Here is a 23,431-nt window from a genome sequence, read left to right as displayed (position 1 = left end):
TTCCTCTAAACAGAGTGATAATAATCGTGCTATATCATTTGCTGAGATAGAAAAAGGGGACAATTTGTCGTGAAAAAAATTAGTTTACTTGGTGCAACTGGTTCAATCGGTTGGCAAACCTATGATATTTTAAAAGAACAACGCGATGCCTTTCATTTAGTGGCATTTTCTTCAGGGAAAAATATCGAAAAAACTCGTGAAATGATTGAAACTTTAAAGCCTGAACTTGTATCTGTCCAATTAGAAGAAGATGCAATGATGCTCGCTAAAGAATATCCACAAGTACACTTTACGTTTGGTGCAAAAGGGCTTGTAGAGGTCGCTACACATCCTGATTCGACAGTGCTAGTAAACGCGGTTCTTGGAAGTGTTGGACTAGAATCGACATTAGCTGCAATTCGCATGGGCAAAACAATTGCCATTGCCAATAAAGAAACACTTGTAACCGCTGGACATTTAGTGATGGCAGAGGCCAAGAAATATAATGCAGCAATTTTGCCGGTTGATAGTGAGCATTCTGCGATTTTCCAATCGATGAATGGAGAGAATCCGAAAAATATTGAGCGATTAATTATTACGGCTTCTGGTGGTAGCTTCCGTGACAAAACACGCGAGGAGTTGAAGCATGTAACGGTTGCAGATGCACTAAATCACCCGAACTGGTCAATGGGTGCGAAAATTACGATAGATTCAGCTACAATGATGAATAAAGGGCTAGAAGTCATTGAAGCACATGTGTTATTTGATATGCCTTATGATAAAATTGATGTACTTTTGCATAGAGAAAGTATTATTCACTCCCTAGTTGAGTATCATGATACTAGTGTCATTGCACAGCTAGGTACGCCGGACATGCGTGTACCAATCCAATATGCATTAAGCTACCCAGATCGTATGCCGCTACATAACGGACAACGACTTAATTTAGCGCAAATTGGTCAGCTCCATTTTAAAGAAATGGATTTTGAACGTTATCCAGCATTGAGACTAGCATATGAGGCTGGGCGCACAGGCGGTACAATTTTAACAGCGATGAATGCAGCGAATGAAGCGGCAGTTGCGGCATTTTTACAAGGGAAAATAACATTCCTTGAAATTGACGAAACGATTGAGCGTGTAATGCAAGCACATAACAACATATTAGTGCCAGATTTGCAAACAATTTTGCATGTAGACGGTGAAACAAGAAAAACAGTGTTAGACATGGTAAAATAAAGAGAGAAGATATCGTTAACTATTCGCTTTTTAAAGGTGGGGTATTATGCAAACAGCTATTGCATTTATTTTAATATTTGGCCTACTTGTATTCTTCCATGAATTTGGTCATTTCTTATTCGCGAAACGAGCAGGAATTATGGTTCGGGAATTTGCAATCGGTATGGGACCAAAAATTTATGGAAAAACACATGGTGAAACAATCTATACGATACGTTTATTGCCAATTGGCGGTTACGTGCGTATGGCTGGTGATGACATGGATGGCGCCGAATTACAGCCGGGCTATCGAGTAGGGCTTATTGTAGATGAAGATAATGTTGTAAAGAAAATTATCTTTAATCAAAATAATAAGCAATTACCAGATTTGTTATTTTTAGAAGTTGAGCGTGCCGATTTAGAAAAGGATTTGTTTGTAGAAGGCTATGATGAAGAGGAAAAATTAGTTCGTTATAATGTTGCAAGAGATTGTATTCTCGTAGAAAACGGTAAAGAAACGTTAATTGCACCATATGATCGCCAATTTAACGCTAAAACAGTCGGTCAACGAGCTATGACAATCTTTGCAGGCCCGTTATTTAACTTTATATTAGCTTTTATTATTTATATGATGATTGGCTTAATTCATGGTGTACCTACGTATGAGCCAATCATCACAGAAGTAGTAGAAAATGATCCAGCTGCACAAGCAGGAATGCTTGCAGGTGATAAAGTAGTTGGCATAGACGGACAAGTAGTTAAAAAATGGCAGGATTTGGCTGCTATTGTACAAGATCACCCTGGTGAAGATATTACTGTAACAGTTGATCGAAATGGTCAGCAAGTTAACCTAAATATGAAGGTAAAAGAAATAGAACAAAATGGCGATAAGTATGGCCAAATAGGGGTTAAGTATGAGAGCCCACGTGAATTTAATCCATTAAAGGCTGTTGTTTATGGCGCACAAGAAACTTATAATATGACTGCTAAAATATTTGAATTGCTTGGTATGTTAATTACCGGTAAATTCACGATAGATGCTCTATCAGGTCCAGTAGGAATTTATAAAGCGACAGAGCAGGTAGCTCAATATGGATTCATCAATTTAATGAATTGGGCTGCGATGTTAAGTATTAACCTTGGAATTATGAATTTATTACCGCTTCCAGCACTTGACGGTGGTCGTCTATTGTTCTTTGGTTTCGAAGCAGTAAGAGGCAAACCAATTGATCGTCAAAAAGAGGGTCTTGTGCATTTTGTCGGTATCGTACTATTGATGATCTTAATGGTCGTAGTTACATGGAACGATATACAACGATTTTTCTTTTAACTTATTTCAGCAGATGCCAAACATCCGCTGAAATAGAGGAACTCAGTCTAAGAACGCCACGTCCTGTGGCAACGACTGAGTGACCAACATCGGTGCTGTTGCTGTCACTTCGTTGCACTACGTTTTCGCACAGAATGAAACCCTTTTGCTGACGCTACGTTAGCACTACGCTTTCGCGCAAAAAACATCTGTTGGCCTAAAGCCTCCGGCGGATGTCACGGAATCGGAAAGGAGTTCTTAAAGGATGTTAGCCTAAAATCATCACATCCATGCGATAACGGCTAACTGACCTGCATCACGCAGGCCTAAGCACAAAGCCGATTCCGGACGCAATTATGCCAAGGCATAATTGATCTAAATAAATGAAGAGTTAAGTTAAGTTTTTCAAGTAAAACATCTTTAAAGGAAGCCATGGCAATTACGCTAAGGTGAAAATTGATTGAAAAAACATAGCTTTGAACGCAATTTTTTTGAAACATTGCGTTCAAAGCTAAATTTGTTTATGCTAATTAGAGTATAAAAACTTATCTATTAAAAAGGTGGAACACTGAATGAAGCAAAGTAAAACACTTATCCCAACGCTACGTGAAGTACCTGCTGATGCAGAGGTAAAATCACATAAGCAATTACTACGTGCAGGGTTTATTCGTCAAAATACAAGTGGGGTATACTCGTATTTACCGCTTGCAAAACGTGTGTTAACAAAAATAGAAAACATTGTTCGTGAAGAGATGGAAGCAATCAATTCAATTGAGCTTTTAATGCCTTCATTACAATCTGCGGAACTTTGGCAGGAATCAGGTCGCTGGGAAAAATACGGTCCAGAATTAATGCGTTTAAAGGACCGTCATGATCGTGATTTCGCATTAGGGCCAACTCATGAAGAAGTAATCACAACTTTAGTACGTGATGAAATTAAATCATATAAAAAATTACCGCTAACACTTTATCAAATTCAAACTAAATTCCGTGATGAAAAACGTCCTCGCTTTGGTTTACTACGAGGCAGAGAGTTTATTATGAAAGATGCATACTCTTTCCATGCATCACGTGAAAGTTTAGATGAAACATATGATGATATGTATCGTGCTTATTCAAATATATTCTCTCGTCTAGGTTTAAACTATCGTGCAGTTATTGCAGATGCAGGCTCAATTGGTGGGAAAGGTACACATGAATTTATGGTGCTTTCTGAAATTGGGGAAGATACAATTGCATACTCTGATACGTCTAATTATGCTGCAAACATCGAAATGGCAGAAGTTCTTGTAGACTATCAACCATCAGATGAAGCATTAAAAGAGCTTGAAAAAGTGGCAACACCAGACCAAAAAACAATCGAAGAAGTATCAGCTTTCTTAAATGTTGAGCCTTCGAATGTCATTAAATCATTAGTGTTTGATGTTGACGGTGAATTAGTTGTTGTACTTGCTCGTGGAGATCACGAAATTAATGATATTAAGCTGAAAAATGCGCTTGAAGCTGGTTCTGTTGAACTTGCTAGTGAAGCGGCAATCCGTGATTTATTAGGCTGTGGAGTTGGTTCAATCGGTCCTGTTAAATTACCAGTAGACGTAAAAGTAGTAGCTGACAATGCTATTAAATCTATTCGTAACGGTGTAGCCGGTGCAAATGAAGATGGTTTCCATTTAGTTAATGTTAATCCAGAGCGTGATTTTGCAGTGAATGAATATTTAGATATTCGTTTTATTCAAGAGGGTGATCCATCTCCAGATGGCCAAGGAATTATCAAGTTTGCAGAAGGTATCGAGGTTGGTCATATATTCAAATTAGGAACAACTTACTCTGCAAAAATGAATGGTACATTCTTAGACGAACAAGGTAAATCACAACCATTTATTATGGGATGCTATGGTATTGGTGTGTCACGTATTTTAGCTGCTGTTGCAGAGCATTTCCAAGATGAAAATGGTTTTGTTTGGCCAACACAATTAGCTCCTTATGATATCCATGTTGTCCCTGTTAATACAAAGGATGAAACACAGGTTGCCTTAGCTGATGAGCTATATGGCTTATTGAAATCATACCGTTATGATGTGCTATTAGATGATCGTGCTGAGCGCGCTGGAGTTAAATTCGCAGATGCTGACTTAATTGGCTTACCTGTCCGTGTAACAGTAGGTAAAAAAGCAACTGAAGGTATTGTTGAGGTTAAATTCCGTCAAACAGGTGAAACGTTCGAATGGAAAAAAGAAGAGGTCATTGATCGCTTAAATGAATTTTTCCGCAAAAATTAAATGCTTGTCCCAAAAAGGATGAAAATGGCATTAAATAGATAAAAGATTCGCGCCACTTCTCGGGGACAGCGAGCCAAGCATGAATTCATAGATGTTTAGGATTTGTGAGGCTTGACGGTCGCCCGCGGAAAGGGAGCGAATTTTTTCTTTGATTCGTTAACGTTGGTGAGGAAATAAAACAAGGGGCTTTTAAGACTGCCTCTTTCTGAAAGTAGGTGTCAATAGATTGGAACAGCAACAAGAAGCAAGAACGAAGTTTCAAATGCTCTTGCAACAACTAGAGTTAACAGAAGATGTGTATATGTCCTTTTTTGAAGAAGGTGAATTATCACGACTAACTGTACACAAAAAGAACAGGCTATGGAATTTTACCATTAAATTACGAGATATACTTCCTTTTCAACTATACCAACTATTTCGTACTCGTTTGACTGAAAAATTTTCAGCGATTGCTCAAATCCACACAACTTTCGATACGGTAGAGAAAAATGTTACGGAAGAACTTGTCCAACAATATTGGCTAACAGTAGTAGAACAAATAGATGAGATGGCGCCACCTTTAAAAAATTGTCTAGCATCGCAAATGCCTATGTGGAATGGGCAAAAAATCACTTTATCTTGCATGCAAGAAATGGAATTTATGATGCTGAAAACGAAGTATGCAGAAAAGCTTTCCGAAAGCTATAGTTACTTTGGCTTTCCACACATTGTGATAGATTTTGTGCTTCAAGAACAAACGGAAGAAATGATTGCGGCACAGGAAGCTTTCATGGAACAGAGGCGTTTAGAGGAAGCAGCTTTAGCTCAGCAAGCGATACAAGATTACCAAAAACGTGAGCAAGAGAAGAAAGAAAATCCAGCTATTGCGAACCTTGGTGACCGTCCATTCCAACTTGGTATGTTAATTAAAGATGATGAAACAATGGAAATTAAACGCATTGTTGAGGAAGAACGCCGTGTTATCATAGAAGGTTTTGTTTTTGATACGGAAATTAGGGAGCTGAAAAGTGGTCGGTCTTTATTACAAATTAAAATTACCGACTATACGGATTCTATAGTAGTAAAAATGTTCTCACGTGATAATGATGATGCGGAACTTATGAAGTATTTGAAAAAAGGCATGTGGGTAAAAGTCCGAGGCTCTGTACAAACTGACACATTCATTCGTGATTTAATTGTTATGGCAAATGATATCAATGAAATTAAAAAAGCAACACGACAGGATAAGGCGCCAGAGGGAGAAAAACGAGTTGAATTACATTTGCATACACCAATGAGTCAAATGGATGCTGTGACACCAGTTGGTAGACTCGTTGAGCAGGCTGCAAAGTGGGGTCATCCAGCTGTGGCTATTACTGACCATGCTGTTGTGCAATCCTTCCCAGAGGCCTATGCAGCAGGGAAAAAGCATGGCATAAAAGTTATTTATGGCTTGGAGGCTAATTTAATAGATGATGGTGTACCGATTGCGTATGCACCTGAAAACCGATTATTAGCTGATACTACCTATGTCGTGTTTGACGTAGAGACGACAGGTCTATCTACTGCTTACGATACTATTATTGAGCTTGCTGCAGTTAAAATTCAAGATGGAAATGTGATAGACAAATACGAAAGCTTTGCCAATCCACATCATCCACTTTCAGCAACGACCATCGAACTGACAGGTATTACAGATGATATGGTACGTAACGCGCCAGAAGTAGAGCAAGTCATTAAGGAGTTCCATGAATTTATCGGAGATGGCATAGTAGTAGCCCACAATGCATCGTTTGATATGGGCTTTTTATACACAGGCTATAAAAAATTTGGGCTAGAGGGAACGATTCATCCAGTTATTGATACGTTGGAGCTTGCGAGAATGCTTTATCCAACGATGAAAAACCATCGTTTAAATACACTTTGTAAAAAATTCAATATTGAATTAACCCAGCATCACAGGGCTATTTATGATACAGAGGCAACGGGTTATTTACTTTTACAGCTGTTAAAAGATGCAGATGAATTAGAAATTAAATACCACGACGACTTTAATAAGCATGTTGGTGGTGGAGATGCTTATAAAAAGGGACGACCAATGCACTGCACAATATTAGCGGTAGATAATGCTGGACTAAAAAATTTATTTAAACTAGTCACCCACTCCCATACAAAAACTTTCTATCGTGTACCTCGCGTAACAAGAGCGGTTCTAGAGCAATATAGAGAAGGTTTATTAGTCGGATCAGGTTGTAGTAATGGCGAATTATTTGAGACGATGATGAATAAATCCCCAGAGGAAGCAGAACAAGTTGCGAGATTTTATGATTATATTGAAGTTCAACCAAAGGCGGTGTATGCACCGTTAATTGAGCGCAATGTCGTACGTGATGAATGGACACTTGAAGATATTATTCGCAAGCTTGTAAAGCTAGGGAAGAAAATCGATAAGCCAGTTGTAGCTACCGGTAATGTCCATTACTTAGACCCGACAGATGGGATGTTCAGACAAATACTAATTGGCTCTCAAGGTGGTGCCAACATCTTAAATAGATCAAAGCTACCTGAAGTTCATTTTAGAACGACTGATGAAATGCTTGAAGAATTTGATTTTTTAGGGCCGGATCTTGCGAAGGAAGTAGTTGTCACCAACTCTCAAAAAGTAGCAGATATGATTGGTGATGTTAAGCCGATTAAAGATGATTTATATACACCAAAAATTGAAGGTTCAGATGATGAGGTTACAAATTTAACCTATGAAATGGCACATCTTATATACGGAGAAGAACTACCAGAAATCGTGAAGGCCCGAATTGAAAAGGAATTAAAGTCAATTTTAGGCCATGGTTTCGGCGTAATTTATTTAATTTCTGCGAAGCTTGTGAAAAAATCATTAGCGGATGGCTATCTAGTAGGTTCTCGTGGATCAGTTGGATCTTCATTAGTAGCGACCTTTATGGAGATTACTGAAGTAAATCCTCTGCCACCTCATTATGTTTGTCCAAATTGTAAGCATTCCGAGTTTTTTAATGATGGTTCAGTAAGCTCAGGCTTTGACTTACCAAATAAAGATTGTACGGAATGTGGGACACCCTATAAAAAAGATGGGCAAGATATCCCATTCGAAACGTTCCTTGGCTTTAAGGGAGATAAGGTACCTGATATTGATTTGAATTTCTCGGGGGAATATCAACCACAAGCCCATAACTATACGAAGGTATTATTCGGTGAAGATTATGTATATCGTGCTGGAACAATCGGTACAGTTGCGGAAAAAACGGCGTATGGCTATGTAAAGGGCTATGCTAGTGATAACAACTTGCATTTCCGCGGTGCCGAGGTAGATCGCTTAGTACAAGGTTGTACAGGCGTAAAACGTACATCAGGGCAACACCCTGGTGGAATTATCGTAGTACCAGATTATATGGATATCTTTGACTTCTCACCAGTGCAATTCCCTGCGGATGCTCAGGATGCAGAATGGCGTACGACGCACTTTGATTTCCATTCTATTCACGATAATATTTTAAAGCTTGATATTCTAGGGCACGATGATCCGACTGTGATTCGTATGTTGCAGGATTTATCAGGGATAGATCCAAAAACGATTCCAACAGATGATCCAGTCGTTATGAAAATCTTTAGTTCTCCAGAATCTTTAGACGTAACAGAAAAACAAATTGGCTGTAAGACGGGAACACTCGGTATTCCTGAGTTCGGTACTCGTTTTGTACGCCAAATGCTTGAAGATACGAAGCCATCAACATTCTCAGAGCTTGTGCAAATTTCAGGACTTTCACACGGAACAGATGTATGGCTTGGTAATGCGCAAGAGTTAATTCAAAACGGTACATGTGTGCTGAAAGAAGTAATTGGCTGTCGTGACGATATTATGGTGTATTTAATTTACCAAGGGTTAGAACCTTCACTGGCATTTAAAATTATGGAGTCCGTGCGTAAAGGGAAAGGTTTATCTGAAGAGTTTGAGGCAGAAATGCTGGCGAATAAAGTACCAGGTTGGTATATCGATTCATGTAAAAAGATAAAATACATGTTCCCGAAAGCCCATGCGGCAGCTTACGTGTTAATGGCTGTTCGTATTGCATGGTTTAAAGTACATTTCCCGATTCTTTATTATGCAGCGTATTTCACAGTACGTGCAGATGATTTTGATTTAATTGCCATGGTACAGGGCTCGCAAATGATTCGTGCAAAAATTGATGAAATCAATATAAAGGGCTTAGATGCTTCAACAAAAGAAAAAAACCTATTAACTGTGATGGAACTAGCACTTGAAATGTGTGAGCGTGGGATGAGCTTCCAGAAGGTCGATTTATATCGTTCGCAGGCTAGTGAATTTATCATTGATGGGAACTCTTTAATTCCACCATTCGATGCGATTCCTGGACTTGGTACAAACGTTGCGAAACAAATTGTGGCAGCACGTGAGGACGGCGAATTTTTATCGAAGGAAGATTTACAGCAACGAGGTCGAGTATCCAAGACATTGATTGAATACATGGATCAATTGGGTTGTTTAGAAGGAATGCCTGATGCGAATCAATTATCACTTTTCTAAAATAAGAAGGTTAGTCTAAAGGGATCATCATCAATAACGAATAACTTATAAGCCTTATGTTCAAATTAAGGCTTATAAAGCTGAGGGTGAAATTTGTTTAAATGTATATCATGTAAATAAGCTGATTGAAGTGAAGGCTGGACGCCCCTAGGAAAGCGCCCAGCCGGAACGGAAATCAACCCACTCGTTATGGTGAAGAGCCTAATTTAAGCACAATTTTCAATTTCCAGACGCAATTAAGTCGAGGCATAATTGATTAGATGAGATGTCTAGAAAAAGGAAATTTGCATTGTGCTGTAAACTATGCTATCCTAATGGTAATAATTTGTTGATATTTTTCCAGCAAAAGAGTGGGACCTTCCCGCTCTTTTCTGTTGTTATACCGTAGCAAAACAAATTTTTGACTAACAGCAGGTAAGACCGTTAAATTTCACCAAAGCTACTGGTGGAATTTCTGTTTTATTACGCCAGAATTTGATAGATGCAGGAGGAAATAATGAGCAAAGTACCATCTTTAATTGAAGAGCTCGCCAAACCGATTGTTGAAGAGTTAAATCTTGAGCTTGTAGATGTCGAGTTCGTAAAAGAAGGACGTAACTGGTTTTTACGTGTTTATGTGGATACACCTGAAGGTGGAATTGACATTGAACAATGTGCTCAAGTTAGTGAACGACTAAGTTTGCTATTGGATGAAAATGATCCAATTACACAAAACTATTATTTAGAAGTTTCTTCACCTGGAGCAGAACGTCCATTAAAAAAAGATACTGATTTTGAAAATGCGATTGGCAAATTTATTTATGTTAAAACCTATGAGCCCATCAAGGACATGAAGGAATTCCAAGGCTACTTAACGTCATACGATGAACATACATTAGTGATGGAAGTACGCATTAAAACGCGTAAAATTACTGTAACAATTGAACAAGAAAAAATCGCATTGGCACGACTAGCCATCGATTTCTAAGCATAATGCATATTTAGGAGTGAAAACAAAAATGAGTAGTGATTTGTTAGATGCGCTAAATGCGCTAGAAGAACAAAAAGGAATTTCAAGAGATGTGTTAATTGAAGCAATAGAAGCGGCATTAGTTACAGCTTACAAACGCAACTTCAATCAAGCACAAAATGTTCGTGTTGACTTAAATTTAGATAAGGGCTCTATTCGTGTCTTCTCACGCAAAGATGTTGTCGAAGAAGTAGAAGATGACCGTTTACAAATCTCTGAAGAAGATGCCAAGGCAATCAACCCTGCATACCAGTTAGAAGATGTGGTTGAGCAGGAAGTAACACCTCGAAACTTTGGTCGTATTGCTGCACAGACAGCGAAACAAGTTGTTACACAACGTGTTCGCGAAGCAGAACGCGGCTTAATTTACGAGCAATATGTGGACCGTGAAGATGATATCGTGACGGGTGTAGTTGAGCGTCTAGATGCTCGTAATATTTACGTAGGTCTTGGAAAAGTAGAGGCTGCATTACCACAAAACGAACAAATTCAAGGTGAAACATACCATCCACACGATCGCATTAAGGTTTATATTACAAAGGTTGAACGTACAACGCGCGGACCACAAGTTATTGTTTCACGCACACATCCTGGTTTATTACGTCGCTTATTTGAAATGGAAGTACCTGAAATTTATGAAGGTATTGTAGAAATTAAATCAATTGCTCGTGAAGCAGGAGATCGTTCTAAAATTTCTGTTTATGCACATAACGAAGAGGTAGATCCAGTAGGTTCATGTGTAGGAGCAAAAGGCGCTCGTGTGCAAACAATTGTCAATGAATTAAACGGCGAAAAAATCGATATCGTTGAATGGTCAGAAGACCCAGTTGTATTTGTAGCAAATGCTCTTAGTCCATCTAAAGTTTTAGACGTTCAAGTCAATGAAGAAGAAAAATCTACTACTGTTGTTGTTCCAGACTATCAACTATCACTAGCAATTGGTAAACGTGGTCAAAATGCTCGTTTAGCTGCTAAGCTAACTGGCTGGAAAATTGATATTAAGAGTGAAACAGATGCTCGTGAGTTAGGTATTTATCCATCTGCAACAAGCACTTTCGTACCTGCTGAGGATGAAGAAAGTGATTTTGATGATGTGACAGTTGACTTATATCAAGACGACGAAGAATAAGTAAGAAAGCCCGTGTGACTAGTTAGCTGCCATTATTCAGTGGACGTTGGGCTGCGTCGACTGAATAATGGCAGAGCCTACATTGAAAAATATAAATATATATAACGAATGTAGTGCATGGCTAGTCCACCTCTTACGACAAGCTTCAGAGAGGAAAGGTGATTCTTATGGCTATTAATAAAAAAGTACCTCTTCGAAAATGTGTAGCTACCGGAGAAATGCTACCAAAGAAAGAAATGATTCGTGTCGTTCGTTCGAAAGAGGGCGAGGTAAGTGTTGATATCTCCGGAAAAAAACCCGGACGTGGTGCCTATGTATCTAAATCGGAAAAAGCGATTGAAATCGCCCGTAAGAAAAATGTTTTAGGGCACCAACTTGATGTAAAAATCCCTGAAGAAATCTACGATGAGCTTATTTTGTTAATTCGTAGGGAGTCTATTATATGATTAATAATCAAGCGGTGTATAATTTGCTTGGAATAGCGGCAAGAGCCCGTAAAGTGATTTCAGGGGAAGAGTTAGTAGTAAAGGAAGTCCGCAATGGTAATGCTAAGCTAGTACTGCTTGCAAACGATGCTTCTAAAAACTCTGGCAAAAAAATTCAAGATAAATGCACGTATTACAACGTTGAGTATCATGTAATTGGTGATCGTTATGATCTAGGACATGCTACAGGTAAGGAGGCCCGAGTGGCTTTAGCTATTACCGATAAAGGTTTTGCAAGCAAATTGTCTAGTCTACTCAACGAAAAATAATCGGGGGTGAGCAGATGACCAAAATCAGAGTTCATGAATATGCGAAACAAGTGAATAAAACGAGTAAAGAGGTTATTGAAGCACTAAATAAATTAAATGTTAGCGTAACAAACCATATGTCAATGTTAGAAAAAGACATAGTGTCAAAGTTAAACCAAACATTTAAAACTATAAGAGACGTAAAGCAACCTACTCAAAATGTATCGCAAAAATCACAGCAATCGGTGAAAAAGCAAGATGGGCAAAAGCAGCAATCTGCTACTTCCAAGCCTAAAGCAAATAATCAGCAACAAACGTATCAAAACTCAAATTCGTCTAACGAAAAATCTAAGAATACAAAAGGTAGTCAAAATCGAAATATGACAAATAATAATAATAACAATAATAATAATAATAATCGTAGAGGCGGCGGAGGTTACAACCAACGTCCAAAACCAGGAATTCATGGCGGAAAACGTCGCCATCCAAAAACACATCAACCAAGTCTACCAGTGAAACAAAAGGAATTACCAGAAAAAATTACTTTTGTTGAATCACTTTCCGTAGCGGAATTAGCAAAAAAATTACACCGTGAGCCATCAGAAGTTATTAAAAAATTATTTATGCTTGGTGTAATGGCAACAATTAACCAAGAATTAGATAAGGATGCAATTGAATTAATTTGCGCAGACTATGGTGTAGAAGTTGAAGAAGAAATTCGTGTAGATATTACGGATTTAGAAACACACTTCGAACAAACAGAAGAAGTTAACGAGGCAGAATTATCAGAACGTCCTCCGGTAGTAACAATTATGGGTCACGTTGACCATGGTAAAACTACATTGTTAGACTCTATTCGCAATACTAAAGTTACAGCTGTAGAAGCTGGCGGTATTACTCAGCATATCGGTGCTTATCAAGTAACTGAAGGCGACAAAAAAATTACGTTCCTAGATACACCAGGACACGCTGCGTTTACAACTATGCGTGCGCGTGGTGCGAAAGTAACGGATTTAACGATTTTAGTAGTAGCTGCGGATGATGGTGTTATGCCACAAACAGTAGAAGCGATTAACCACGCAAAAGCAGCAGAAGTACCAATTATCGTTGCAGTCAATAAAATGGATAAACCTTCAGCTAATCCAGACCGTGTGATGCAAGAGTTAACAGAGCATGGCCTAGTTCCCGAAGCTTGGGGTGGCGAAACTATTTTCGTACCAATCTCTGCATTAAAAGGTGAAGGCATTGACACATTACTTGAAATGATTTTACTTATCGCTGAAGTTGGAGAATTGAAAGCAAACCCTGATCGCTTAGCACTTGGTACAGTAATTGAAGCACAGCTAGATAAAGGTCGAGGCTCTGTTGCAACACTTTTAGTACAAGATGGAACATTAAAAATTGGAGACCCAATTGTTGTCGGCCATACTTATGGGCGAGTACGTGCTATGGTGAATGATAAAGGCCGTCGTGTGAAAGAAGCTGGACCATCAACACCAGTAGAAATCACAGGCTTAAATGATGTACCACAAGCTGGTGACCGTTTCGTTGTCTTTGAAGACGAAAAAACAGCACGCCAAGTTGGAGAAACTCGTGCAATGTCAGCAATTCAAGCACAACGCTCAGAAAAACAACGCGTAACGCTTGATAACTTATTCGAACAAATGAGTCAAGGCGAAATGAAAGAGCTAAACTTAATTGTTAAAGCTGACGTTCAAGGTACTGTAGAAGCTATGGCTGCATCATTAATGAAAATTGATGTTGAAGGCGTAAACGTGAAAATTATTCACACTGGCGCTGGTGCGATTACAGAATCAGATATTTCTCTTGCTGCGGCTTCAAATGCAATTGTTATTGGCTTCAACGTTCGTCCAGATGTCAATGCAAAACGTGCAGCAGAAGAAGAGGGCGTAGATATTCGTCTACACCGCATTATTTATAAAGTAATCGAGGAAATTGAACAAGCAATGAAAGGTATGCTTGATCCAGAATTCGTAGAAAAAATTATTGGTCAAGCAGAAGTTCGACAAACAATTAAAGTATCAAAAGTTGGTACAATTGCTGGTTCATACGTAACAGAAGGTAAAGTAACTCGTGATTCTGGCGTACGTGTAATCCGTGACAATGTAGTAATTTTTGAAGGTGAATTAGATACACTTAAACGTTTCAAAGATGAAGTTAAAGAAGTTGCAAGAGGTTATGAATGTGGTATTACAATCACAAACTTCAACGATATTAAAGAAGGCGACATTATTGAAGCCTATATTATGGAAGAAGTTAAACGTGCATAATGATTGTTTATGCAGAGGTTGAATTCATGATTCAAACTGCCCATTCTTTGAAGGAAAAACGTGCTGTCCTACAGCGTATGCTTACCCGCACTAAGCAAAAATTTAATATATCCATTGCTGAAATTGACCATCAAAATGTATGGCAACGCACTAAATTAGCGCTTGTTGCTGTTTCTTCTTCAAAAGAAGCAGCCGAGCGTGAAATTAATCATGCGCTTCACTACTTACAGTCAAATCCGGCTTGGGAACAGTTAAATGTGTGGCGAGACTATTTATAAGTAACATTAGAAGTTGTGTTGTATGATTTAGTCATACCTTGTATGTAAATATATGTACAAGTGAAGACATAACTTTCTGTACATCGAAATTGAGGTGACAAACTATGTCTCTACGCTCAAACCGTGTCGCTGAGCAAATGAAAAAAGAGCTCGGTGACATTATTGGACGTAAAATAAAAGATCCGCGTGTTGGTTTCGTTACTGTTACTGGTGTTGAGGTGACAGGTGATTTACAACAAGCGACAATTTATATTACAACTCTAGGCAATGAACGTGAAAAAGAGGAAACATTAAAAGCTTTATTAAAGGCTTCTGGTTTCATTCGCTCAGAAATTGGGTCACGAATCCGTTTACGTCGTACACCAGAACTAATCTTTGAATTCGATTCATCGATTGAATATGGTAACCGTATTGATTCATTGCTACGTGGTTTACACGAAGAATAAGTTTAACTAAAAAAGTCTGCCATATGCATGTTCATGCAGGCAGACTTTTTACATTCAACGGAAAGGCAACAGAACATTTGTGGCTCTATCATTTTTGCAAAGCTTCATTAAACGTTCTGGCGGCTTTCCATCGATTGCCCAGTCTCCTGCTAGTCATGTTTTCAGCAGAAGTGTCAGGGCATTCATCTATATAAAACTGTAGCGGAAAAACAAAGCTAAAAATGAATTGAGGAGGAAATTTATGAACGGTATTTTACCGCTTTGGAAAGAACGTGGCATGACAAGTCATGATTGCGTCTTTAAATTACGAAAAATTTTACGTACTAAAAAAGTTGGCCATACAGGCACACTTGATCCAGGTGTTGAGGGAGTTCTTCCTATTTGTATTGGTCAAGCAACACGCATCGCAGAATACTTAACTGATGCAGGAAAAACCTATGAAGCTGTTATTTCAATTGGCCGTACAACGACAACTGAGGATGCAGAAGGGGAAACGGTTGAGCAAAATAGTACGAATAAAAAGTTCACACGTACTCAATTGCAAGAGGTTTTAGCATCGCTAACAGGTGTTATTCAACAAACGCCACCGATGTTTTCAGCTGTCAAAGTAAATGGTAAACGTCTCTATGAATATGCTCGAAAAGGCGAAATTGTCGAAAGACCTACACGACAAGTTACTATTTATGCATTAGAACTACTAGATGATGTAGAAATATATGAAGGGGAAGAAATTACATTCCCAGTACGTATAGAGTGTAGTAAAGGGACGTATATTCGAACACTAGCTGTGCAAATCGGAGCGGCACTTGGCTATCCAGCACATATGAAAGAGCTCGTACGTACAGCCTCAGGTACATTTACGCAAGAGAATTGCTTTACGTTGGCACAAGTTGCTGAACTGATGGAAGCTGAACAAATTGATACATGCATTTTACCAGTTGAGTATGCATTAACAGATTATCCATATATGGAGATCACTTCCGCGAACGAAAAAGAAATTTTCAATGGACAAGTGCTTCCCGCAGATGCATTATTAAAGATACATGATAAAATTGTTTTTGGAATCAGTGGGAAAGCAATTGCGGTCTATCATGCCCATCCTACAAAGGAAGGGTTTATGAAGCCACATAAGATGTTTCCGACGATAGAGTAGGAGGATTTTTAGTATGGAGGTCATTCATTTAAAATACCCACACCAACTACAGCAACGAGAAAGCATACAGCCATATTCATTGGCACTTGGTTTTTTTGATGGTGTACATAGAGGGCATCAGGCAGTTATTAAGGCAGCGAAGGAAGAAGGAGACAAGCGTCAAATTCCAACGGCTGTTATGACATTCGATCCACATCCTTCTTTAGTGCTTGGCGGACGTAACGAAAAAGTATTTTATATAACGTTATTACAGCAAAAATTGCAGCTTTTTGAAGAACTGGGTGTTGATACAGCATTTGTTGTGCATTTCACATCTGATTTTGCAAAGCTGTCACCTGATGCATTTATTGATACATTTATTCGTGGGTTGAACATTCAACATGTTACAGCTGGCTTTGATTATTCTTTTGGTGCATTTGGTAAAGGTACAATGGAAGATATGCGTGCATTGAGCAATGGAGATTACGGCGTAACGGTTGTTGAAAAGAAAACGGATGATATCGAAAAAATTAGCTCTACACGTATCCGTAAGCTTTTGCAAGAGGGAGATATGGAAGAAGCAAGATTGCTCCTAGGACGACCATTTGAAGTTACGGGTATCGTTATACATGGTGATAAGCGAGGACGCACAATAGGTTTCCCAACTGCAAATGTCCAAGCGTTAGAGGGGACTTATATTCCAGCAAGCGGTGTATATGCGGTTCGAGTACTTGTACAAAATAACTGGTATGATGGTGTATGTAATGTAGGCTATAAACCAACATTTAAAGATCCAAACGACAAACAATTATCCATCGAAGTCCATATATTAAACTTCGAAAAAAATATTTACGGTGAAGAAGTGCATGTCGCTTGGTATAAACGTATAAGAAGTGAACGAAAATTCGATGGCATTGAAGCTTTGAAAGCCCAAATCGAAAAAGATAAACAGGAAGCAATTGAATATTTTAAGGTTATTAGCAAAAGTTAAAACGTATACCATGAATATAAGTTGATTGGAGTGGAGGCTGGGCGACTCCTTGGGGATTAGCGATTAAGAGGAACGAAGGCTAAAACCATCACGTCCTGTGATAACGCCTTCGTGACCAACATCGTGTTGGCCGAGACCCTTGAGCGAGCATCGCGAGTGAAGCCTCAACGGACGCTCCTAGGAAGCTTTGCTCTGTGCGAAAGCGAAGCGGCAGCAACAACAAAGCGCCCAGTCGGAACGGAAATCAACCCCACGTTATGGAGATGAGCTTAAATCTGCTTCAGCCTATGAATAGGCGCTTACGTTAACACTTGCTTGACCTTTTGATTTATGGTAACATTCATAAGTGCATAATATGCTTAACCTTAGCTCGGTATATCGATGACTCCAACGAATACTGTGCTAATGGGGATAAACAATTATTTAGGAGGTCCATACAAATGGCTATTTCAAAACAACGTAAAAACGAACTAATTGCTGAGTTCCGTACTCACGAAAGTGACACTGGTTCTCCAGAAGTACAAGTTGCAGTATTAACAGAGGAAATTAACGCTCTAAACTCGCACTTACGTACACACAAAAAAGATTTCCACTCTGAGCGTGGTCTTCTTAAAATGGTAGGTCGTCGTCGTCACTTATTAAAATATCTTCGTGAAACTGACGTACAACGTTACCGTGAACTAATCACTCGTTTAGGCTTACGTCGCTAATTGCAATCGAAAAGCGGGATTAATCCCGCTTTTTCTTTATGTTTATAAACATTAAGAAGACAGTAAGCTTTAAAAAAGCATATATGACATGAATTTCAAGCAAAAAAATTTGTTTCAATCAAATATAGAAATAAATCCTAAATAAATTGGCAATAACTGAATTTAAATGTATGATTATTTGATGAAATATTTAGCATAGAACAAGCATTTTTGGTACACTTACTATTAGTACATACAGACGAAGTAAGTGTTTTTATAATAGAGAGGGGTTCATTGAATGAACGAAAAGAAAGTCTATTCCTATGAATGGGCTGGCCGTCCACTAGTAATCGAAGTTGGACAGTTAGCAAAACAAGCAAATGGGGCCGTATTAGTACGCTATGGTGATACATCAGTACTTTCAACAGCAACAATGTCAAAATCACCGAAACCACTTGATTTCTTCCCATTAACAGTAAACTATGAAGAACGTTTATACGCAGCAGGTAAAATTCCTGGTGGCTTTATTAAACGTGAAGGACGTCCATCTGAAAAAGCAATACTAGCAAGCCGTTTAATCGACCGTCCAATTCGTCCGATGTTCCCAGACGGTTTCCGTAATGAAGTACAAGCGATTTCGATGGTCATGTCTAACGATCCGGATTGCACGTCTGAAATGGCTGCAATGGTTGGTTCATCATTAGCGTTAGCTATTTCGGATATTCCATTTGATGGACCGATTGCAGGTGTACAAGTTGGATATATTGACGGTAAATTTATCGTGAACCCAACAGTGGAACAATCTAATCAGTCAACAGTCCATTTATCTGTAGCAGGTAACAAGGATGCTATCAACATGGTTGAAGCTGGTGCACTAGAAGTACCGGAAGAAGTAATGCTTGAAGCCATTATGTTCGGTCATGAAGAAATCAAAAAAATTATTGCTTTCCAAGAGCAAATCGTTGCAGAAGTAGGGAAAGAAAAATTACCTGTAACATTATTTGAAATTGATGAAGCGATTCAAGCAGATATAAAAGCAATTTGTGAGACTGACATGCATGATGCTATTCAAACTGCTGAAAAACATGCACGTGATGAGGCTATTAAAGCAGTAAAAGATCGTGTTATTGCTTCTTATGAAGAGCAAGAAGCGGATGAAGTAACAATGAAGCAAGTTCATACAATTCTAGATAAAATGGTGAAAGACGAAGTACGTCGTCAAATTACAGAAGATAAAGTTCGTCCAGATGGTCGTAAGTTAGACGAAATCCGTCCACTTTCTTCTGAAACAGGCTTATTGCAACGTACTCATGGTTCAGCATTATTTACGCGTGGACAAACACAGGCCCTTTCTATTTGTACATTAGGTGCACTTGGGGATGTACAAATTATCGACGGTTTAGGTGTAGAAGAATCAAAACGCTTTATGCATCACTATAACTTCCCGCAATTCTCTGTAGGGGAAACTGGCCCAATTCGTGGACCAGGTCGTCGTGAAATCGGTCATGGTGCACTAGGAGAGCGTGCTCTTGATGCGGTTATTCCAGATGAGTCTGTATTCCCATATACAATCCGTTGTGTATCGGAAGTACTTGAGTCAAACGGTTCTACATCTCAAGCTTCTATCTGTGCTTCAACGTTAGCGATGATGGATGCTGGTGTTCCATTAAAAGCACCTGTAGCAGGTATTGCGATGGGTCTTATTAAAAAAGACGAACATTACTCTATTTTAACTGATATTCAAGGTATGGAAGACCACCTTGGAGATATGGACTTTAAAGTTGCTGGTACAGCTAAAGGTGTAACAGCACTTCAAATGGACATTAAAATTGATGGTTTATCACGTAATATTTTAGAAGAAGCATTAACACAAGCTAAAATTGGCCGTATGCACATTTTAGAATCAATGCTTGCTACTCTTGCAGAACCACGTGGAAAATTATCTACATTTGCACCGAAAATTGTAATCGTGAAAATCAATCCTGATAAAATTCGCGATGTCATCGGACCTGGTGGTAAACAAATTAACAAAATTATTGAAGAAACTGGCGTAAAAATTGATACTGAGCAAGATGGTACAATTTACATCTCTTCTGCAGATGAAGAAATGAACGCTCGTGCAAAACAAATTATCGAAGACATCGTACGTGAAGCAAAAGTTGGCGAGTATTACTTATCAACAGTTAAACGTATTGAAAAATTCGGTGCGTTCTGTGAAATATTCCCTGGGAAAGACGGCTTACTTCACATCTCTGAAATTCAAGAGGAACGTACAAAACAAGTTGAAGATGTCTTAAAACTTGGCGATCAATTACTTGTAAAAGTTATTGAAATTGACAAGCAAGGTCGTGTGAATTTATCTCGTAAAGTTGTAATCCAAGAGGAAAAAGAACGCGCTGAGCAAGATAAATAATAAATTGTAGAAAAGGCTGCGTATAATGCGCAGCCTTTTTTAAATCAAGTATAAGGAAAATGGTTCAATAAGGGATATTTTGGGGGAAGCTTCACATTATGGTTCATCACTAAAAGTCGTGAATGACTTTTGGTAAAACGTATACTATGTAAATAAGTTGATTGGAGTGGAGAATGGACGCCCATAGGAAGCTTTGCGCTGTGCGAAAGCGAAGCGACAGCAACAATTGTTTTATCTGCGCGACAGCGGCAAATGTTTTCTGTAGCAAAAGCAAAGCGTCAGCTACAAATGTTTTCTGTGCGAAAGCGAAGCGGCAGCAATTGTTTTATCTGTGCGAAAGCGAAGCGACAGCAACAACAAAGCGCCCAGTCGGAACGGAAATCAACCACACGTTTTGGTGATGATCCCACATTATGCCTTTGATGTAGAACCAGAGATAAATTGGGGGAGATTTTTTGGTACAAGTACATACATGTCAGAATGGTGTTCGTATTGTGTCTGAGCAAATCGATCATGTAAGATCCGTTGCGCTAGGCATTTTTGTTAATGCAGGATCTCGTTATGAGCTTCCAGAGGAAAATGGCATTACGCATTTTATAGAACACATGCTTTTTAAAGGGACAAAAACTCGAACAGCTCGCCAAATTGCTGAAGAATTTGACCGAATTGGTGGAGAGTTAAATGCCTTTACATCCAAGGAAAACACTTGTTATTATGCAAAGGTTTTAGACCATCATGCAGAGCTTGCAGTTACAATATTAGCGGATATGTTCTTTAATTCTTCGTTTGCAGAGGAAGAGTTAGAGAGGGAAAGACAAGTTGTACTAGAGGAAATATTAATGAGTGAAGACGCAGCTGATGACGATGTTCATGAAAAGCTATGGGGAGTCATGTATCCAAACGACGCACTCGGTCGTCCAATTCTCGGAACTGCGACTACTTTAAAAACATTTACAGCAGATATGATACGTAACTATATGGCGAAACATTATGGTCCAGAATCAGTTGTTATTTCAATAGCGGGAAATATTTCTGCGAAGCTCATGCAAACAATTGAAGACTTATTTGGCCAATACCAGCCATCTCCACTTGCGGTAGAGCCTGTGCTTTCGAATCCTCATTTTTATCCAGGAGAGATTTCAAAAACTCGCGATACGGAGCAAGCGCATTTGGCCATTTCTTATCCAGCAATTGGTGTGAAAAATCCAGATATGTATAGCTTTATTGCACTTAATAATATTATTGGTGGTAATATGAGCTCTCGTCTGTTCCAAGAAGTACGCGAAGAACGTGGTTTAGCCTATTCAATATTTTCTTATCAATCCTGTTATGCAGATGTTGGCGCATTTACGATTTATAGTAGTACAAGTCGTCAGCAATTATCACAGCTTCAACATACAATTGATGCGACATTACTTGATATCGTAGCAGGTGGTGTGACCGAGGAAGAACTTATGAATGCGAAGGAGCAGCTGAAGGGTAGTTTTGTACTCGGTCTAGAGGGGACAGGCGCTCGAATGAATCGCAACGGTACAAGTGAGTTAGTGCATCGCAGACATCGTTCTGTAGACGAAGTATTAGCGTCCATCGAGGCCGTATCTATGGAATCGGTAGATCGCTTAATAGCAAAAATCTTGAAAGCTGAGCCAGCCATTTCAATTATTGGCCCAGAGGCTTAAAAAAGGTTGCCATTTAGGCAACCTTTTCTCTATTCAGTCGCTTTAAAAAACCTCTCTTGCTAAATATAAGGTATGGGTTTGAAGTAAAATAAAATTACTAATGATTATACTTATGATTGAAGGAATTAAAATAATTATCAAAAAGTTTTCGACTACTTGTGATAAAAAGTAATGGATAGGGAAATTAATTATAAAAATAAGGAAGATGGCTGTTATCATTCTAAAATAACGCATCCGCTTTGTCTCGTCTAGATGATGGATATAAAACTGAATGGAGATGAGTAAAGAAGCACTGCTAATATAGGCGAAGTACATGGCAAAATGCTCTGGAAAATTACCATCAGCTGCATTTTGAGAAAAATAAGCAGGTGCGATTAGAACAAAAAGTAGCATCACGAAGCCGTGACAATATAGAAAATCAGCTTGTAGCTGTGTTTTTCTCGTCAAAGGCAGACTATTGACAAACAATTCCCATTTTACTTTTTGATCGTCCTCATAGATTCCTCCAACAATGGAAGCAGAAAAAACTACAGCAAATATTACTATTGCGGGATTATCTAAAAAAGGTATTTTCATGTAACTTATGATCATACAAATAATAACTGCAAAAAGAATGGACCATTTTTGGACCATAATTCTTTGTAAAAGTAAAGCCTGCATTGTCTCTTTCCCTCCTAGAATTCTTTACGTTGATAAATTGCGGTTGAAATAAGAGAGGACAGCCATAAGATTAAAAGTCCAGCAAAAGGAGCAAAAAACATATACTTTTTTAAGCTGGATAATGTTAATGTCATATCTGGAACATACTCTTTTAAAAGACCAAATAAGAAACCGGGTATGAAGCAAAGAGCAATAAGAACCATTCTTCCCTTTATAGAACCAAATTTAATGTAGATCGGTAATAATAGTGCTAACATACAAAAGGCTAATGTCACAAGAAGATTAAATGTTGGAAAAAACTCTGCTGATGCCCAGTTATTCGTAAAACGATGAATAATAAATACAATCGGTAGTGCGAGTATAAGCCCAAAAAGCATAAGAAGGATGCTAAGTATATATTTACTAAGTATTATGTCCCCTTTTGAAATGGGTAAAGTATTTGCATATTTATCCCAACTGCTTTGATCATCATAGGTAAGAGCAGTTATAGTTTGAAAGGTCACGATAAATATAATTATTGTAAAGAGCATTAAACCTTGTTGCATAAAAATTGATATAAATAGGAAAAAAATTAGCACGAAGGCCTGTGTTTTAATTTGACGTTGAATCGACATTAAATCTTTTAAGATAAGACCTGCCAT

At 38.5% G+C, this 23,431-nt stretch carries 18 protein-coding genes; 16 read left to right on the top strand and 2 right to left on the bottom strand.

The genetic code is table 11. The annotated features are described in order from the left end of the window. The first annotated feature begins 69 nt into the window (after positions 1-69). The 16 genes from dxr (at position 70) to ACMZ42_RS06155 (ending at position 22,130) form a co-directional block, all read left to right on the top strand. On the top strand, positions 70-1,215 hold the full coding sequence (gene dxr, locus ACMZ42_RS06230) for a 1-deoxy-D-xylulose-5-phosphate reductoisomerase (RefSeq protein ID WP_415730918.1): 1,146 nt from the start codon (positions 70-72) through the stop codon (positions 1,213-1,215). Between the two features lie 46 nt (positions 1,216-1,261). Beyond that, positions 1,262-2,524, top strand: a complete 1,263-nt coding sequence (gene rseP / locus ACMZ42_RS06225) for an RIP metalloprotease RseP (RefSeq protein ID WP_370075199.1) — start codon at positions 1,262-1,264, stop codon at positions 2,522-2,524. 551 nt (positions 2,525-3,075) lie between these two features. Next, complete coding sequence (locus ACMZ42_RS06220; protein ID WP_402868109.1) at positions 3,076-4,782, top strand: proline--tRNA ligase; 1,707 nt, start codon at positions 3,076-3,078, stop codon at positions 4,780-4,782. A 226-nt stretch (positions 4,783-5,008) separates the two neighbouring features. Next, complete coding sequence (locus ACMZ42_RS06215) at positions 5,009-9,340, top strand: PolC-type DNA polymerase III (RefSeq protein WP_402868107.1); 4,332 nt, start codon at positions 5,009-5,011, stop codon at positions 9,338-9,340. Positions 9,341-9,836: 496 nt separating this feature from the next. Further along, on the top strand, positions 9,837-10,307 hold the full coding sequence (gene rimP / locus ACMZ42_RS06210; RefSeq protein WP_142507439.1) for a ribosome maturation factor RimP: 471 nt from the start codon (positions 9,837-9,839) through the stop codon (positions 10,305-10,307). A gap of 31 nt (positions 10,308-10,338) precedes the next feature. After that, the gene (gene nusA / locus ACMZ42_RS06205; protein WP_337991268.1) at positions 10,339-11,478 is read left to right on the top strand and encodes a transcription termination factor NusA; all 1,140 of its coding nucleotides are present in this window, start codon (positions 10,339-10,341) and stop codon (positions 11,476-11,478) included. A 167-nt stretch (positions 11,479-11,645) separates the two neighbouring features. Beyond that, complete coding sequence (gene rnpM, locus ACMZ42_RS06200) at positions 11,646-11,924, top strand: RNase P modulator RnpM (protein WP_053594244.1); 279 nt, start codon at positions 11,646-11,648, stop codon at positions 11,922-11,924. Then, the gene (locus ACMZ42_RS06195) at positions 11,921-12,232 is read left to right on the top strand and encodes a YlxQ family RNA-binding protein (RefSeq protein ID WP_370075196.1); all 312 of its coding nucleotides are present in this window, start codon (positions 11,921-11,923) and stop codon (positions 12,230-12,232) included. The genes rnpM and ACMZ42_RS06195 overlap by 4 nt, the downstream gene beginning before the upstream one ends. A gap of 14 nt (positions 12,233-12,246) precedes the next feature. Further along, a complete protein-coding gene (infB, locus tag ACMZ42_RS06190) occupies positions 12,247-14,502 on the top strand; it encodes a translation initiation factor IF-2 (RefSeq protein WP_415730917.1) in 2,256 nt (751 codons plus the stop codon). Beyond that, a complete protein-coding gene (locus tag ACMZ42_RS06185) occupies positions 14,502-14,780 on the top strand; it encodes a DUF503 domain-containing protein (protein WP_370075194.1) in 279 nt (92 codons plus the stop codon). Before infB ends, ACMZ42_RS06185 begins: the two co-directional genes overlap by 1 nt. Before the next feature lie 104 nt (positions 14,781-14,884). After that, the gene (gene rbfA, locus ACMZ42_RS06180; RefSeq protein WP_100543905.1) at positions 14,885-15,226 is read left to right on the top strand and encodes a 30S ribosome-binding factor RbfA; all 342 of its coding nucleotides are present in this window, start codon (positions 14,885-14,887) and stop codon (positions 15,224-15,226) included. A gap of 241 nt (positions 15,227-15,467) precedes the next feature. Further along, on the top strand, positions 15,468-16,379 hold the full coding sequence (truB, locus tag ACMZ42_RS06175; protein WP_370075193.1) for a tRNA pseudouridine(55) synthase TruB: 912 nt from the start codon (positions 15,468-15,470) through the stop codon (positions 16,377-16,379). A gap of 13 nt (positions 16,380-16,392) precedes the next feature. Beyond that, complete coding sequence (ribF, locus tag ACMZ42_RS06170; RefSeq protein ID WP_370075192.1) at positions 16,393-17,349, top strand: riboflavin biosynthesis protein RibF; 957 nt, start codon at positions 16,393-16,395, stop codon at positions 17,347-17,349. Between the two features lie 440 nt (positions 17,350-17,789). Continuing rightward, complete coding sequence (gene rpsO, locus ACMZ42_RS06165) at positions 17,790-18,059, top strand: 30S ribosomal protein S15 (protein ID WP_370075191.1); 270 nt, start codon at positions 17,790-17,792, stop codon at positions 18,057-18,059. A 277-nt stretch (positions 18,060-18,336) separates the two neighbouring features. After that, positions 18,337-20,451, top strand: a complete 2,115-nt coding sequence (gene pnp / locus ACMZ42_RS06160) for a polyribonucleotide nucleotidyltransferase (protein ID WP_370075190.1) — start codon at positions 18,337-18,339, stop codon at positions 20,449-20,451. Positions 20,452-20,906: 455 nt separating this feature from the next. Further along, a complete protein-coding gene (locus ACMZ42_RS06155) occupies positions 20,907-22,130 on the top strand; it encodes a M16 family metallopeptidase (RefSeq protein ID WP_415730916.1) in 1,224 nt (407 codons plus the stop codon). Between the two features lie 42 nt (positions 22,131-22,172). On the opposite strand, the gene ACMZ42_RS06150 is transcribed toward ACMZ42_RS06155, so the two are convergent. Both ACMZ42_RS06150 and ACMZ42_RS06145 read right to left on the bottom strand, forming a co-directional pair. Further along, positions 22,173-22,790 (bottom strand): ABC-2 transporter permease, encoded by a 618-nt coding sequence (locus tag ACMZ42_RS06150; RefSeq protein ID WP_415730915.1) that lies wholly within the window; start codon positions 22,788-22,790, stop codon positions 22,173-22,175. A gap of 14 nt (positions 22,791-22,804) precedes the next feature. Continuing rightward, the gene (locus tag ACMZ42_RS06145) at positions 22,805-23,431 is read right to left on the bottom strand and encodes an ABC-2 transporter permease (protein ID WP_415730942.1); all 627 of its coding nucleotides are present in this window, start codon (positions 23,429-23,431) and stop codon (positions 22,805-22,807) included.

Source organism: Lysinibacillus sp. NPDC056185, from assembly GCF_047737915.1.
GTDB lineage: Bacteria > Bacillota > Bacilli > Bacillales_A > Planococcaceae > Lysinibacillus.
This window is presented reverse-complemented; position numbering and strand designations above follow the sequence as displayed.